General features: G+C 62.9%; 13 protein-coding genes. 1 reads left to right on the top strand and 12 read right to left on the bottom strand.

Going from position 1 to position 14,716, the window contains the following annotated elements; translation table 11 throughout:
• Nucleotides 1-9: 9 nt before the first annotated feature.
• Together epd and tkt are read right to left on the bottom strand one after the other, a co-directional pair.
• Nucleotides 10-1,029: an erythrose-4-phosphate dehydrogenase gene (epd, locus tag AC1M2H_RS04595; RefSeq protein WP_480150470.1), complete on the bottom strand. Its 1,020-nt coding sequence runs from the start codon at nt 1,027-1,029 to the stop codon at nt 10-12.
• A 326-nt stretch (nt 1,030-1,355) separates the two neighbouring features.
• Nucleotides 1,356-3,347, bottom strand: a complete 1,992-nt coding sequence (gene tkt, locus AC1M2H_RS04590; RefSeq protein WP_480150469.1) for a transketolase — start codon at nt 3,345-3,347, stop codon at nt 1,356-1,358.
• A gap of 276 nt (nt 3,348-3,623) precedes the next feature.
• Here tkt and loiP point away from each other — a divergent pair, with 276 nt between their 5' ends.
• Entirely contained in the window at nt 3,624-4,382 is a 759-nt protein-coding gene (gene loiP / locus AC1M2H_RS04585) for a metalloprotease LoiP (protein ID WP_480150468.1), read from the top strand.
• Between the two features lie 40 nt (nt 4,383-4,422).
• On the opposite strand, the gene AC1M2H_RS04580 is transcribed toward loiP, so the two are convergent.
• The 10 genes from AC1M2H_RS04580 to AC1M2H_RS04535 form a co-directional block, all read right to left on the bottom strand.
• Nucleotides 4,423-6,063, bottom strand: coding sequence for a thiamine pyrophosphate-binding protein (locus tag AC1M2H_RS04580; protein WP_480150467.1), 1,641 nt, complete (start codon nt 6,061-6,063; stop codon nt 4,423-4,425).
• Between the two features lie 14 nt (nt 6,064-6,077).
• On the bottom strand, nt 6,078-7,547 hold the full coding sequence (locus tag AC1M2H_RS04575) for an aldehyde dehydrogenase (RefSeq protein ID WP_480150466.1): 1,470 nt from the start codon (nt 7,545-7,547) through the stop codon (nt 6,078-6,080).
• A gap of 15 nt (nt 7,548-7,562) precedes the next feature.
• Nucleotides 7,563-8,327: an aspartate dehydrogenase gene (locus AC1M2H_RS04570; protein ID WP_480150465.1), complete on the bottom strand. Its 765-nt coding sequence runs from the start codon at nt 8,325-8,327 to the stop codon at nt 7,563-7,565.
• Between the two features lie 9 nt (nt 8,328-8,336).
• Nucleotides 8,337-9,131 carry an SDR family oxidoreductase gene (locus AC1M2H_RS04565; protein WP_480150464.1) on the bottom strand — a complete coding sequence of 265 codons (795 nt, stop codon included), beginning with the start codon at nt 9,129-9,131 and terminating at the stop codon, nt 8,337-8,339.
• A complete protein-coding gene (locus tag AC1M2H_RS04560; protein WP_480150463.1) occupies nt 9,115-9,885 on the bottom strand; it encodes an alpha/beta fold hydrolase in 771 nt (256 codons plus the stop codon). Before AC1M2H_RS04560 ends, AC1M2H_RS04565 begins: the two co-directional genes overlap by 17 nt.
• Nucleotides 9,886-9,894: 9 nt before the next feature.
• The gene (locus AC1M2H_RS04555) at nt 9,895-10,425 is read right to left on the bottom strand and encodes a cupin domain-containing protein (RefSeq protein WP_480150462.1); all 531 of its coding nucleotides are present in this window, start codon (nt 10,423-10,425) and stop codon (nt 9,895-9,897) included.
• Between the two features lie 10 nt (nt 10,426-10,435).
• Entirely contained in the window at nt 10,436-11,692 is a 1,257-nt protein-coding gene (locus AC1M2H_RS04550; protein ID WP_480150461.1) for an MFS transporter, read from the bottom strand.
• Between the two features lie 26 nt (nt 11,693-11,718).
• Nucleotides 11,719-12,915: an NAD(P)/FAD-dependent oxidoreductase gene (locus tag AC1M2H_RS04545; RefSeq protein ID WP_480150460.1), complete on the bottom strand. Its 1,197-nt coding sequence runs from the start codon at nt 12,913-12,915 to the stop codon at nt 11,719-11,721.
• Nucleotides 12,912-13,838: a VOC family protein gene (locus AC1M2H_RS04540; RefSeq protein ID WP_480150459.1), complete on the bottom strand. Its 927-nt coding sequence runs from the start codon at nt 13,836-13,838 to the stop codon at nt 12,912-12,914. Before AC1M2H_RS04540 ends, AC1M2H_RS04545 begins: the two co-directional genes overlap by 4 nt.
• An 88-nt stretch (nt 13,839-13,926) precedes the next feature.
• A complete protein-coding gene (locus AC1M2H_RS04535; RefSeq protein ID WP_480150458.1) occupies nt 13,927-14,715 on the bottom strand; it encodes an IclR family transcriptional regulator in 789 nt (262 codons plus the stop codon).
• Nucleotide 14,716: the final 1 nt, after the last annotated feature.

The raw sequence follows: 14,716 nt of genomic DNA, 5'->3' as shown, positions 1-14,716 counted from the left end.
TCACGCGCTTTACCTGAAACCTTGAGCGGCCATCGCTAACGTGGTGTCCAGCATCCGGTTAGCAAAGCCCCATTCGTTATCGCACCAGACCAGCGTTTTGATCAAATGCGCTCCACTCACCCGCGTCTGGGTGCCATCAACGATGGCGCTGTGCGGATCGTGGTTAAAATCTGTCGAGACTAACGGCAATTCCGTATAGTCAACTATACCATGAAATGTTCCCTGCGCTGCTTTTTGCAGCAACTGGTTGACTTCAATAGCCTTTACCGGTTTTTTCACCGTGACGCTCAGGTCGATCGCCGTCACATTTATCGTCGGTACGCGAACCGCGATCGCTTCAAAACGGTCGTTAAACTGCGGGAAAATACGCGCGATCCCCGCCGCAAGTTTAGTATCAACCGGAATAATTGACTGACTGGCCGCGCGCGTGCGGCGCAAATCCGGATGATAGGCGTCGATAACCTGCTGATCGTGCATGGCGGAGTGGATCGTCGTTACCGTCCCTGACTCAATGCCGTAAGCATCATCTAACAGCTTAATGACCGGAATAATGCAGTTGGTGGTGCAGGAGGCGTTGGAGACAATGCGGTGCTCTGCACGCAGCTCGTCATGGTTCACGCCGAACACGACGGTGGCATCGAGATCGTTGCCCCCGGGATGCGAGAAGAGAACCTTCTTCGCGCCGGCCTGGAGATGGGCTGCGCCATGCTCTCGGCTGCCGTAAACCCCGGTACAATCCAGTACGATATCAACCGCCAGCTCTTGCCAGGGTAGCGCCTCTATTGCAGCTTCGTGCAGCAGGCGAATGGCGTCGTCGCCAACGTAAAGCTGCTCCCGCTCCTGGCGAACGTCCCAGGCAAAGCGCCCATGGCTGGTGTCATATTTCAACAAGTGTGCAATGCCCGCAGCATCCGCCAGCTCGTTGATTGCCACCACGGTAATTTCCGCACGACGCCCGGATTCATATAAAGCGCGAACCACGTTGCGTCCTATGCGACCGAAGCCATTAATCGCAATGCGTATGGTCATAGGTCTCCTGCAAGGTTATCCCTGATATGAGGTGGCAGACAGAGTAATCCAGCCACGCCCGGAGGGAAACCTTACCCGTCGCAAACTGCGACTGATTGATTAATTGTCGAACATTTAGACGACTGAAACGCTTCAGCTAGAATAAGCCAAACGCGGAATAAAAGGAATGCTTGTCCAGCATCAGAAGCGTGTAATCTGACATACATCACACTTTCACTGGAATAATATGCAGCCGCGAAGCGATCGTCGGGAATAACGGCCACAAAAAAGCCGGGCGTTAGCCCGGCTCATTCTTCGACTATCGTCGCGGTACGCGTTGCTCAGAACTACAGCAGCGCTTTCGCCTTCGCGACAACGTTCTCAACGGTGAAGCCAAACTCTTCGAACAGCAGCTCCGCCGGGGCAGACTCACCGAAGGTGGTCATCCCGACGATGGCGCCGTTCAGGCCCACGTATTTGAACCAGTAGTCGGCGATACCCGCTTCCACCGCCACGCGGGCAGAGACCGCTTTCGGCAGTACGGATTCACGGTACGCCGCGTCCTGCCTGTCAAACGCGTCGGTAGACGGCATGGAAACCACGCGCGCTTTCACGCCTTCAGCGGTCAGTTTGTCCCAGGCAGCCACGGCCAGTTCAACTTCAGAACCGGTGGCGATGAAGATCAGCTCCGGCTGGCCGGCACAATCCTTCAGCACGTAGCCGCCGCGGGCAACGTTCGCCAGCTGCTCTGCCGTACGCTCCTGCTGCGCCAGGTTCTGACGCGACAGGATCAGCGCCGTCGGGCCGTCGTGACGCTCCACGCCGTATTTCCACGCAATCGCCGACTCCACCTGGTCGCACGGACGCCATGTGCTCATGTTCGGCGTCACGCGCAGGGAAGCCACCTGCTCAACCGGCTGGTGCGTCGGACCGTCTTCGCCCAGACCGATGGAGTCGTGGGTGTAGACCATCACCTGACGCTGTTTCATCAGCGCCGCCATGCGCACCGCGTTACGGGCATACTCCACGAACATCAGGAAGGTGGAGGTGTACGGCAGGAAGCCGCCGTGCAGGGAAATCCCGTTGGCAATCGCGGTCATGCCGAATTCACGCACGCCGTAGTGGATGTAGTTCCCGGCGGTGTCTTCGTTAATCGCCTTCGAGCCGGACCAGATGGTCAGGTTCGACGGCGCGAGGTCAGCGGAGCCGCCGAGGAATTCCGGCAGCAGCGGGCCAAAGGCCTCAATCGCGTTCTGCGACGCTTTACGGCTGGCGATTTTCGCCGGGTTCGCCTGCAGCTTCGCAATAAACTCGTTCGCTTTCGCGTCGAAGTCGGCCGGCATCTCGCCTTTCATACGGCGGGTGAATTCAGCCGCTTCCTGCGGGAAGGCGCTGGCGTAGGCGGCGAACTTCTCGTTCCACGCCGCTTCTTTCGCCTGACCGGCCTCTTTGGCATCCCACTGCGCATAGATGTCAGACGGGATTTCAAACGCCGGGTGATGCCAGCCCAGGGCCTCGCGGGTCAGCGCGATTTCCGCGTCGCCCAGCGGCGCGCCGTGGGAGTCGTGGGTGCCGGCTTTGTTCGGCGAACCGAAGCCGATGATGGTTTTGCACATCAGCAGGGACGGTTTGTCGGTCACCGCGCGCGCTTCTTCCACCGCGCGCTTGATGGCATCGGCGTCATGGCCGTCCACGCCGCGCACCACGTGCCAGCCGTAGGCTTCAAAGCGTTTGGCGGTATCGTCGGTGAACCAGCCTTCAACGTGGCCGTCGATGGAGATGCCGTTGTCGTCATAGAACGCCACCAGCTTGCCCAGCTTCAGGGTACCGGCCAGGGAGCACACTTCGTGAGAAATGCCTTCCATCATGCAGCCGTCGCCCATGAAGGCGTAAGTGAAGTGGTCGACGATATCGTGGCCCGGACGGTTGAACTGCGCCGCCAGGGTTTTCTCGGCAATCGCCATGCCGACGGCATTGGCAATCCCCTGGCCCAGCGGGCCGGTGGTGGTTTCCACGCCGGCGGTGTAGCCGACTTCCGGGTGGCCCGGTGTTCTGGAGTGCAGCTGACGGAAGTTTTTCAGTTCTTCAATCGGCAGGTCATAACCGGTGAGGTGCAGCAGGCTGTAAATCAGCATCGAGCCGTGGCCGTTGGAGAGCACGAAGCGGTCGCGGTCGGCCCAGGCCGGGTTGTTCGGGTTATGGTTCAGGAAATCACGCCACAGGACTTCGGCAATGTCAGCCATACCCATCGGGGCACCCGGGTGGCCGGATTTGGCTTTCTGTACCGCGTCCATGCTCAGCGCACGAATAGCGTTAGCAAGCTCTTTACGTGAGGACATTTTGACTCCAGTTCGGACTGTTGAAGGCCATACCCTTAACGACTTGACGAGAGCGCGTTTTGGGCTACGCCAGAAAAAGTGACAACAATGTAACCCAAGCGGCAAAGCATGTACATGGAGCATCCTTTTGCGGTTTAAGAAATCTCCGGAACAGGTTGTGCTACCCCGGAATCCTCTCGCCCGTCTCACGCAATACTCTTTATAATTTGAGCAGGATGCGACATGCTTATCGTCGCCTTTTTCAGACAAATAATCGTAAGATTGTGGAAGATAAAAATGAAAATTCGTTCAACTATTCTTGCCTTTGGGATTGCAGCAACCCTTACCGGATGTCAGAACATGGACTCCAACGCCCTCCTCAGCTCCGGCGCCGAAGCTTTCCAGGCCTATTCTCTGAGCGACGCGCAGGTCAAAGCGCTCAGCGATCGGGCCTGTAAAGAGATGGACGGCAAAGCCACGCTTTCGCCGGCCAGCAGCGAATACAGTAAGCGCCTGAACAAAATCGCCACCGCGCTGGGCGACAATATCAACGGCCAGCCGGTCAACTACAAAGTCTATGAAACCAAAGACGTTAACGCTTTCGCGATGGCCAACGGCTGCATCCGCGTCTACAGCGGCCTGATGGACATCATGAATGATAACGAAGTGGAAGCGGTTATCGGCCACGAAATGGGCCACGTCGCGCTCGGTCACGTGAAGAAAGGTATGCAGGTGGCGCTCGGCACCAACGCCGTTCGCGCCGCCGCCGCGTCGGCGGGTGGTATCGTCGGCAGCCTGTCCCAGTCCCAGCTGGGCGATCTGGGCGAAAAGCTGGTGAACTCGCAGTTCTCCCAGCGCCAGGAGTCGGAAGCGGACGACTACTCCTACGATCTGCTGCGTAAGCGCGGAATTAATCCGTCGGGACTGGCCACCAGCTTCGAGAAGCTGGCCAAGCTGGAAGCCGGGCGTCAGAGCTCCATGTTTGACGATCACCCCGCTTCCGCAGAGCGCGCTCAGCACATCCGCGATCGCATGAAGGCCGACGGCATTAAATAACCCCGCTTCCCCTCTCTGCGACGGCGGAGAGGGGAAATACTTAATACAGCGTTTTCTGCGGCGGCCCGGCGAAGCGCAGCGCGCCAATCTGCCCCATTTTCACCTCTACCACCGACGGCCCCGGCATCGCCAGCGCTTCGGTCATGACCGCCTGGAAATCCTCCGCCCGCTCAACGCTCCACGCCTGCAGGCCGATAGCCTGCGCCAGCAGCGTGAAGTCCGGGGTATGCAGCTCGTTGTAATACTGGCGGCCGCCGAAATACTTATCCTGAATCCCGCGCATCACGCCGTAGCCGCCGTCGTTCATAATCAGCAGCGTGACGTTGGCTTTTTCCTGCGCCAGGGTCGCCAGCTCCCCGAGGTTCAGGCTCAGGCCGCCATCGCCGACGAGGCCGACAACCTTACGCTGCGGGTTGGCGATCGCCGTACCGATCGCCATCGGCAGGCCCATGCCAATGGCCCCCGCCAGCGAGTGGATGTTCATAAGCGGGCCGTGGGCACGGAACAGACGGCTCCCCCACAGGCTGCCGGAAACGGTGATATCGCGCACCAGGATCCCGTCCTCTGGCAGCGCCTGAGCGATGGCGTCGTTCAGCCGCACGTAGGCGCCGCACTGCTCGCGCAGCCCGCGTTCCGCCAGCGCGACCGCCTCTTTGACCTCCTCATCCCACTGGACATTGCCCCATTCGCGCCCCTGCGCTTTTTCCGCCAGCGCCGCCAGCAGGCTGTTACAGTCGGCAATCAGCGTGTTATCCATCAGGTAGTTGCGGCTGGCCGCCGCCGGGTCGATATCAATCTGCACCCTTGGCGACGGCAGCTCCAGGGTCCAGGAGCGGGTTTCGTTGCTGCGCAGGCGCGAGCCCGCCACCAGGGTAAAATCGCACTGCGCCATCAGCGCTTCAACGGACGGCGAATTATGGAACGCGCGCAGGCTGGCGCGATGCCCGTCCGGCAGCACGCCGCGGCCGTGGGTGCTGGAGATCACGGTCATTCCGGCATCGGCGAGCTTTTTCACCGCCGCCTCGCTGCCGATGGCCCCGCCGCCCAGCCACAGCAGCGGCCGTTTGGCCTGCCGAAGCTGCGCCCACAGCGAATCGACGGCGGCGCTATCGACGGCCGCCGTCGGGGCCGCTTTCGGCGCGGCGGTCACCAGCGATCCCGGGATTTTAGCGCCCTGAATATCAATCGGGATCTCAACCGATACCGGCCCGCACGGCGGCGTTTGCGCCTCCTGAATCGCCTTATGCAGAATCGCAATCGCCTGATTCGCATTGCTGACGCGGTACGCGCGCTTCGAGCTGGCCTTCAGGAAGGTCAGCTGATCGCGGGTTTCGTGAATAAACCCGGTGTCGGCATCGAGCCAGGTTTTCTCCACCTGGCCGGTGAGGTGCAGCAACGGCGTGCAGGCGTTCATCGCCTCCACCAGCGCCCCGACCGCGTTGCCGGCCCCGGCGCCGGTGCTGGTCAACGCCACCCCCAGCCCGGAAAAACGGCCGTGGGCGTCGGCCATAGTGACCGATCCGGCTTCGCCGCGCGCCGGGACAAAGCGGATATTTCCGCGCTGCCCTACCGCATCGGCGATCGGCAGGTTGTGAATAGAGATGACGCCGTAAATAGCCTCAACGTTGTACTGCTCCAGCGTTCTGGCGATGGCGTCGCCGACGGTTATCATTTCGCTCATTGCACACCCTTCTCTTAGTCGCACCAGTGGTTGACGCTATTACCCGTCGCCAGATAAATGCTCTTTTGTTGCATCCAGGCCTTGAGTCCCTGAATCCCTTTTTCGCGGCCCAGGCCGCTCTCTTTAAAGCCCCCAAACGGGGTCGAAATGGAGAAAACCTTATAGGTGTTGATCCACACCGTTCCGGCTTCCAGACGCTCGCTTAAGCGCAGGGCGCGTCCGCTGTCCCGCGTCCAGATCCCCGCCGCCAGGCCGTATACAGAATCATTGGCCTGCTGGATCAGCGCGTCTTCATCGCTGAAGGTCATCGCCACCAGCACCGGGCCGAAGATCTCCTCCCGGCAGGCGCGGGCCGCGTTGGTCAGCCCCTCCACGATCGTCGGTTGAAAATAGCTGCCCGCCGCCAGCGCCGGATCCGCCGGGATCTCGCCGCCGCACAGCACCCGGCCGCCTTCGCGTTTCGCCAGCTCGACGTACTCCAGCACGCTGTCGCGGTGCTTTTCATTAATCAGCGGCCCGACGTGGGTCTCTGCGCTAAACGGATGGCCGACCCTGAGCCCGCGGGTCAGCTCCAGCAGGCGCGCCATCAGCTGCGGGTAGACCTTTTCATGCACAAACAGCCGCGAGCCGGCGATGCAGGCCTGGCCGCCGGAGCTGAAGATGCCGTAGCAGATACCCCGCGCCGCCTGTTCGATATCGGCATCTTCCAGCACGATGGTCGGCGATTTGCCGCCGAGCTCCAGCGACGCCGGGATCAGCTTTTCCGCCGCCACGTGCGCCAGATGACGTCCGGTGCTGGTGCCGCCGGTGAACGAGATTTTGCGCACCAGAGGGTGGCGGGCCAGCGCGTCGCCAATCACCGATCCTTTCCCCGGCAGGACGCTGAGCAGCCCGGCGGGTAAGCCGGCCAGTTCGAAGATCCGCGCCAGCTCCAGCGCCATCAGCGGCGTGGCCTCCGCCGGCTTGAGGATCACCGCGTTACCGGCGGCAATCGCCGGGGCCACTTTTTGCATTTCGCTGGCGATCGGCGAGTTCCACGGGGTGATCGCCGCCACCACGCCCAGTGGCTCGTAGCGGCTGAGCGTCAGCAGATCCGCCTGCCGCGGCGTCGGCAGTTCGCCCTCCAGCAGCTCGCAGGCGGCGGCGAAGTAGCGGGCGCTGCCCGCGGCGCTCATCACCAGACCCCGTGCTTCCGCCAGCGGCTTGCCGTTGTCGCGGCTCTGCATCCGCGCCAGCTCCTCAAGGCGGAATTCGATAATATCCGCCACCTTATGCAGGATTTTTGCCCGCAGATGGGGTAGCATGCTGCGCCACGCCGGCTGGCGCCAGGCGCTTTCGGCCAGCGCGATCGCCTCATGCAGATCGTCAAGGCTTGCCGCATGCAGCGTGGCGTTGACCGAGCCGTCGGCGGGAAACTGGCTGTGCATCAGGTTGCCGCCGCCGCAGCGCCAGCGACCGCCGATAAAAATCTTTAACTCATCCATCGCCGCCTCTTTGCGTTATGCCAGTTCGCGGCAGGCGCGAACCGCGCTCAGTGCCGCCAGGGTGGAAGTTTTTGGGTTGCTGGCGAGCGGTAATCCGCTGAGCTCCAGACGGAACTCACCAAACGCGCCCTGTACGTGCAGCGTGTGGGTATTGCGCTGGGTCAGAGGGTCGACCATCAGCTGTACCCGGGTATCGTCCATTCCGATGCCGCCCAGCGCGACGGTCGCCGCAACGTTAGCGTTCGCCGGAAACAGGCGAGCCGCTTCGCGCGCGCTGCCTTCAAAAAAGATTTTCGCTTCGCTGACCGCGTTGAGGTCAATAAGCCTTTCCGCATAGCTGCCGCGCCAGCTGGCCGGGCTTTTGCGCGACCGGTAGGTCACCCGCTCAAGGCCGCCCTCTTTCGCCGCCGCCAGGCCGTCGATGCCGGCCACCGCGCCGGAGAGCAGGGTCAATCGGCCGCCCGCCCGGTTCAAACGCTGCTCCAGCTCGCCGTCCGCCAGCGCGCCGGTAGAAATTACCGCCAAATGCCAGCCGCGCTTGAGGATCCCCTCCCCGTACTGCGCCACCGCCTGCTGGCTGGCGCACTCCAGTACCAGATCCGGGGTTTCCGCGCAGGATTGCGGGTCCTCCAGCGCCACCACCGCATCGCCGAAGCGCCGGCGGATCGCCGCGTGGTGCGCCTCGCGCGCCACCACCCAGCCCAGCGCAACCTGCGGCGGCAGCCGTTCAATCACCGCCTGCGCCATTGCGCCATAGCCGATGAGCATGATCTTTTTCATCTCGACTCCTTACAGATGACGGCAAAAGCCGCCGGAGACATCCAGCGCCGCGCCGGTGGTAAACGACGCCAGCGGCGAGGCGAGGAACAGCAGCGCCTGCGCCGGCTCATTCGGCCTGCCGAGGCGCGCCATCGGAATGCCGCGCCTGCGGGCGATATCCGCCGTCCACTCGGGCCAGCTCTGGCTCTTGTCCGCGCGGTTTTCATAGCGCCGCTGCCACTGGCCGGACTCCACCATGCCGAGCAGAATGGAGTTCACGCGAATGCCTTTGCTAATCAGATCCTTCGACAGCGTCAGGGTCATGTTGAGCAGCGCCGCCCGCGCCGCGGAGGTGGCGATCATGTGCTCCTCCGGCTGCAGCGCCAGCAGCGAGTTAACGCAGGTGATCGAGGCGATATCCGAGCGCTCGAGCTGCGCCTGAAAGGCTTTTACCGGGTTAATCACTCCGAACAGCTTGAGCTCCGCCTCGTGCAGCCACGCCTCCCGCGGCGTATCGGCGAAGTGCGCCACGTACCCCTGGCCGGCGTTATTAATCAGCATGTCGGCATCGCCAAAACGCGCCGCGACCGCCTCGGCAAAGCCTTGCACCTCCTCTTCTTTCAGCACGTCGCAGCGATAAGAGAAGACCTCCGCGCCGGGATATTCGTTTTGCAGCGCCGCGTGGGCGCTGGCGAGCCGGTCCGGATTGCGGCCGCAGAAGGCGACCTTCGCCCCTTCGGCCAGCAGCAGGCGCAGCGTTTCAAAGCCAATCCCTGACGACCCGCCGGTGACCACCGCTACGCGGCCTTCAATTTGTGCATTCATCGCGCACCTCTTCCCCTACCCGTAAAAGCTGTTGATTGAAAAATGTGTCGTTATCGAGATAGCTGGCGTGCCCCGCTAGCGGGATGCCGACGTAAGGCATGCCGTAGCGCAGCGCCAGGCCGTGCACCAGCTCCGGCTGGGTGATAGCGTCCTGTTCACCGCACCACGCCTCGAAGCGGCCGCGAAAATCGCCAAGCCAGCGGTGAATATCGTCATGGGCCAGCATCCACGCCGCGGCAAGATAGCCCTCGGCGCGCAGCCTGCGCATGCCGGCGGCGACGGCGGCGACGTTGGCTTTATCGGTACAGGGGTGCAGCAGCTTCGCCGCCCGGTCCTGCGCCATAGCTTCGCCGCCGGCGGCCATCTGCCGCTGCCGGCCGTGCCAGACTTTTTCACGCTGCGCGGCTTCCGCCCGGCCGTAGCCCTGGGCGGCGTCGGCTAAAACCAGGCGCAGAACGCGCCCGGGATACTTTGCCGCAAAGGCGCTGGCCACCAGCGCGCCCAGCGAGTGGCCCACCAGCACCGCCCGCTCAACGCCGGCTCGGTCGAGCAGCCGCGCCAGCGCCTCGGCGTAGTCGCTGGCATCCGCACGCTCGGCCGACAGCATCGGGCTTTCGCCATAACCGGGCATATCCCAGGCCAGCACGCGGTAGCCAGGCAGCGCCATCTGTTTATGCCAGGAGGCCGCGCCGGAGCTGATGCCGTGCAGCAGCATCAGCGGCGTGCCGCTCCCCTGTTCACGAAAACCCGTCATGCCGCCTCCTTAACCGCGCTTCACTTTCGACAGGGGATGATCTTGCGGATAGGTCGGGATATTCGGCTTACGGGTGCCGAGCATCACGCACATCAGCGCCTCCTCTTCGCCGTGGTTAAACAGCCCGCGATAGATCCCCGCCGGGACGGAGATCAGGTCGCGCTCGCGCAGCACGGTTTCGGTGTAGCTGTCGCCGTCCTGAATCATCAGGGTGATCTGCCCCTTGAGCATGAAGAACACCTCTTCAACGTCATCGTGCAGGTGCAGCGGCCCTTCGCACTTCGCCGGCAGCACCATGGTGGAGAAGGTGAAATTCTCCGCCGCCACGGTATTGGTGTCGCTGGCGACGCCGGTGGCGCCGGTGCCGATGTAGCGCATCTGGGCGCGACGATATTTCGGGTCGAAATCGGCCTGGAACTTCAGCGCGTTCCAGTCATATTTACGCCCCTCAAAGCGCGCGATACGCGACTCAATCCACTCTTCCATCGTCAGGTGTTCAGGCTTGAGGCCCTGTTTTGCAGTTACGCTTGAATCTGTCATCGTTTTCTCCTCAGTAACGTCTTAGCAGCGGCAGCAACAGGAGACAGCCCACGACCGCCATCACCGCCAGAAAAATCAGTCCGGAATCCATGCTGTGGGTGAAGGCGATCAGCGCGCCCATCACCGCAGGCGACAGGGCGCCGGCAAAGTTTCCCAACCCGTTGAAAATCCCGCCCGCCGTGGCGCTGACCCGGGGATGGGTCGCCTTCGCCAGCAGGGCAAAAATATTGGGGGCGCCGGTTCCCCACATGAAGGTGCTAAAGCTCATCGCCGCGATAACCGTTAGCGGAGTGGTGAAGTGCATCACCGCCGCCAGCCCCAGCGCCGCCCCGGCCAGCGAGATAAAGCAGGCCGCCGCGCGTTTATCCACACGGTCCGACAGCCACGCCCCGATAATTTCGCCAAGCAGCATGGCGATAAACGGCATCGACGACAGCCAGCCGGCATGCTCCAGGTGAATGCCCTTACCCTTAATCAGGTAGCCGGGGAGCCAGCCGTTGATGCCCCACAGATAGGCGAGGAAGGCGATATTGAAGATGCAGATCATCCAGAAGTGCGGGCTGACAAACAGCTCCCGGCGGGCGCTGCGCCGCTCTTCCCGCGGGCTCTCGGCCGCGGAGGTTTTGCCCTCCAGCCGGATGCCGCGCAGGCTGATACGGACAAAAATCAGCACCGGCACCGTCAGCATCGCCATCGCAAAGAAGGTGCTTTGCCAGCCGAAGGTGCTGAGCAGCCAGATGGAGAGCGGGAAGCCGATGGCCGCCCCGACCGGCGTACCGAGCAGCCACAGCATGGTGGCGCGCGCCTGCAGGCGCTGCGGAAAGGTATGGCGCACGATGGCGAAGGCCAGCGGAAACAGCGGCCCCTCGGCGATACCGAGCAGCACGCGCAGCACGATCATGGCGCCGTAGCTGCGGGTGAAGCCCATCATCACCATCAATACGCACCACGCCACCATCATGCCGGTAAGCAGGCGCAGCGGCGCGATGCGGTCGCCCAGCCCGCTGAGCAGGACCGAGGAGAAACCGTAGCTCAGTAAAAAGGCGCTCATCAGGATGCCGAGGCGCGTGGTATCAAAACCGATGCCCATCGCCTGCTGGAAGTGGCTATCGGAAAACAGCGCCGCAATGCTGATTTTGTCGAAGAACGCCAGCAGCACGCAGGCCAGCAGCGCGAGCGGAATGGCCCAGCGAACCGCTTTTTCAGGCGCGTGGACGCCCTCACCGCCCGCCACGGAGGGCGCGGTGTTTGTCTCTAATGTGGTCATCTCTCCCCCTTAAGGGTGCGCGGGTGTTATCGCAATGACATCAGCGAAAAGGTCAGATCGTCGAGCGGCACTGCGGAAAGATCCCTCCCCGCCGCCATCCAGCGTTTCGCCAGCTTGACGGTGCGCGCATCGTTAAACGCCACCAGCTGGCTGAGCCGGCCGCCGCTATCGATCGAGAAAAACAGCGGCCCTTGCGGATCGCGGCGAACCACCGTCCGGGTGCCCGGCTGGGGAATACCGAGGATCTGGATATTGTGCGCGTATTGATCCGACCACAGCCACGGCGCTTCGTCGTAACCCTCGGCCTGCGGATCGAGCATCGCCTTCGCCGTCGCCACCGCCTGGTTCTGGGCAAAGGCCCACGACTGAATGCACAGACCGTACCGATGATGGCGGGCAACGTCGCCGGCGGCGAAAATAGCCGGATCGGCGGTTCGCCCCTGGGCATCGACCACGATCCCGCGATCGACCGGCAGGCCCGCCTCCTGCGCCAGCTCGAGGTTAAGATCGACGCCGATCCCCACCACCACCGCGTCGAAGGTCTGACGCTGGCCATCGCAGCGAATGACCGGCAGGCCGTCGCTATCTTCGAGGCCAAGCGCGCCGCATCCCGTGCGCACGTTAACCCCCTGCTCGCGGTGCAGCCACTCCAGCTCCTGCGACACCTCGCCGCTTACCGAGCGCATGCACAGCGCCGGCTGCTGTTCGTACAGCGTGACCTCGACGCCGCTTTTGCGCGCCGAGGCGGCGATCTCGAGGCCAATCCAGCCGCCGCCGACGATTGCCAGCCGGGAGCTGGTCGCCAGGCGCGCCTTCAGGCGCCGGGCATCCTGCCAGTGGCGCAGGGTGTAGACCTGCGGATGCTGCACCCAGGCCTCGCCGGGCAGGCGGGCGCGGCCGCCGGTGGCGATCAGCAGCCGGTCGTAGGCCAGCCGCTCACCGCCGCTCAGGCGCACGGTTTTCGCCTCGCGATCGATGGCCTCGGCGCGCTGCGGGCGATACCACTTCAGGTCCAGCGCCTGCTGAGCTTGCGCGCTAAACAGACGCGGCAGCGCCGGTTCGGCCTCCAGCAGCGCCGCTTTCGACAGCGGCGGGCGCTCGTAAAAATCCCATTCTTCTTCGGCGATGACGCAAATCTCGCCGTCAAAGCCTTCATCACGCAGCGTTTTTGCCGCCCAGCCGCCGGCCTGGCCGCCGCCGATAATCACTATCCGCACCGTCATACCGCCTCCGGCTTTTTCTGCTGGCGGCGGGTGTCGTGGTCAATACCGCCCTCCACCGCCCACTCGGTAAAGGAAACCAGGGAGTGTTCCAGCTCGCGCGGCTGCCAGTTTTCCGTCAGATAGTCGTCGTTGGTGTAGTACTCGAACGCGCCGCCGGTCGGGCTGTTGACGTACCAGAAATAGGCCGAAGAGACCGGGTGGCGGCCGGGGCCGATAAAGGTGCTCCACTGGCTTTTGTTCATCGCGATGCCGCCGCCGATCACTTCGTGGATATCGCGCACCGTAAAGGCGACGTGGTTAAGGCCGCGCCTGGGGGTCGGCAGCTGTAATAAAAAGAGGTTGTGATGACCGCCGCGCGCGCCGCAGCGCAGGAACACCGCGCGGTTGATATAGCGATCGGAAACCTGGAAACCCAGCACCTCGCGGTAGAAGTTCTCTACCGCCGCCAGCTCCTCAACGAAGAACACCACGTGGCCGATGTTGATCGGCTGGGCGCGCTCGTAAACCGGGCTTGGCGTATCGATCCGCCGCACGTCGCCCCACTGATTGATCGGCTCAACGTCCAGTTCAACCGGCGTCTGCCGACTCACCTGAACCCGCAGCGTCATGCCGTTCGGGTCCTGACACTCCAGGGCGCCGTCCACTTCGCGAAAGGCCGGCTGCTGCGCCAGCTTCGGCCGCAGCGCCTCCAGCGCCGCCTGGTCCGCCACGCCCCAGGTCATTCGGCGCAGGGTGTTACCCGCCTCAAAGGCGGGCGGCAGATCCGGGCTGTTTATCGGGTTGAGCATGACCTGAGCGCCGCTCAGGGTGGTAAAACGCCGGCCGTCGGCATCGCCCGTCAGGCCAAAATCACGCATAAATTTGGCGCTGTGGGTCAGGTCGTCGACGCCAAATTCCAGCTTTTCAATTCCGGTTACACTCATCGTTCGTAGCCTCTTTACCGTTCTGTCGCCCGGATTTGGGCGTAAAACATGCCCGACGCGTATCAGCGCCTGCAGTTAACCTGTTGATTTAAATAGCCTGAGCTAAATGCCCGAGGAAGCCTGAAATTTTGTCCGCCGCCATGCTGACATCGTTTTGCAGCCGCTCGCGGTCGGCCTGCGGGATCTCATCCGACGGCACCAGGATGCTCACCACCGCCGCCACCCGTCCGCTGCGATCGTAAACCGGGTACACGATGGAGGAGATGCCGTGACGGTAGAAGGATTCGCCGATCACGAAGCCCCGCGCCTTATCCTGCTGCACCATCTGCCACAGCGCTTCGCGGTCGTGAATTTGCCCCGGCGTATTGCCCGGCAGCCGCTCGTCGGGAAACAGCAGCTCAAACTCGCGGCGGGAGACGTCGGTCAGCAGCATGCGGCCAAGCGAGGTGCAGTAAACCGGCAGCCGGGTGCCGATGCTGACCTGATTAATGCGCGAGCCGGCGGCGCTGACGCGGGCGATGTAGATAATGTCGCGCCCGTCGCGGATCGCCAGGTGGCTGCTGCACTGGCTGGTATCGCGCAGCTGCTCAATCACCGGCTGGCCGACCTGCGCCACATCCAGCGAGGCGATGTATTCAAAGCCCAGACGCAGGACGTTCATCCCGAGCGAAAAGGTATTGGTGCGCGGATTGCGCTCCAGAAAGCCCATATATTCCAGCGTCTGCACCACGCGATAGGCGGTCGCTTTCGGCATATCCACCAGCCGATGCAGCTCGGCGAAGGTCAGATCGCGATGCTGCTCGCCAAACGCCAGCAGCAGCTCCAACCCCCGCTCCAGGCCCGGCACCAGGTACTTCACTTCCCGCTCGTTTGCCATA

This window comes from Klebsiella sp. F11, from assembly GCF_056712265.1.
Note: the sequence above shows the minus strand (reverse complement) of the source record. Positions and strands in the feature narration are given on the sequence as shown.

Coding starts and splice junctions, on each gene's coding strand:
- AC1M2H_RS04540 (WP_480150459.1), bottom strand. CDS start 13,838: ATGAGTGTAACCGGAATTGAAAAGCTGGAATTTGGCGTCGACGACCTG.
- AC1M2H_RS04580 (WP_480150467.1), bottom strand. CDS start 6,063: ATGAGCGAAATGATAACCGTCGGCGACGCCATCGCCAGAACGCTGGAG.
- AC1M2H_RS04570 (WP_480150465.1), bottom strand. CDS start 8,327: ATGAAAAAGATCATGCTCATCGGCTATGGCGCAATGGCGCAGGCGGTG.
- AC1M2H_RS04550 (WP_480150461.1), bottom strand. CDS start 11,692: ATGACCACATTAGAGACAAACACCGCGCCCTCCGTGGCGGGCGGTGAG.
- tkt (WP_480150469.1), bottom strand. CDS start 3,347: ATGTCCTCACGTAAAGAGCTTGCTAACGCTATTCGTGCGCTGAGCATG.
- AC1M2H_RS04545 (WP_480150460.1), bottom strand. CDS start 12,915: ATGACGGTGCGGATAGTGATTATCGGCGGCGGCCAGGCCGGCGGCTGG.
- AC1M2H_RS04575 (WP_480150466.1), bottom strand. CDS start 7,547: ATGGATGAGTTAAAGATTTTTATCGGCGGTCGCTGGCGCTGCGGCGGC.
- AC1M2H_RS04535 (WP_480150458.1), bottom strand. CDS start 14,715: ATGGCAAACGAGCGGGAAGTGAAGTACCTGGTGCCGGGCCTGGAGCGG.
- AC1M2H_RS04560 (WP_480150463.1), bottom strand. CDS start 9,885: ATGACGGGTTTTCGTGAACAGGGGAGCGGCACGCCGCTGATGCTGCTG.
- AC1M2H_RS04565 (WP_480150464.1), bottom strand. CDS start 9,131: ATGAATGCACAAATTGAAGGCCGCGTAGCGGTGGTCACCGGCGGGTCG.
- loiP (WP_480150468.1), top strand. CDS start 3,624: ATGAAAATTCGTTCAACTATTCTTGCCTTTGGGATTGCAGCAACCCTT.
- AC1M2H_RS04555 (WP_480150462.1), bottom strand. CDS start 10,425: ATGACAGATTCAAGCGTAACTGCAAAACAGGGCCTCAAGCCTGAACAC.
- epd (WP_480150470.1), bottom strand. CDS start 1,029: ATGACCATACGCATTGCGATTAATGGCTTCGGTCGCATAGGACGCAAC.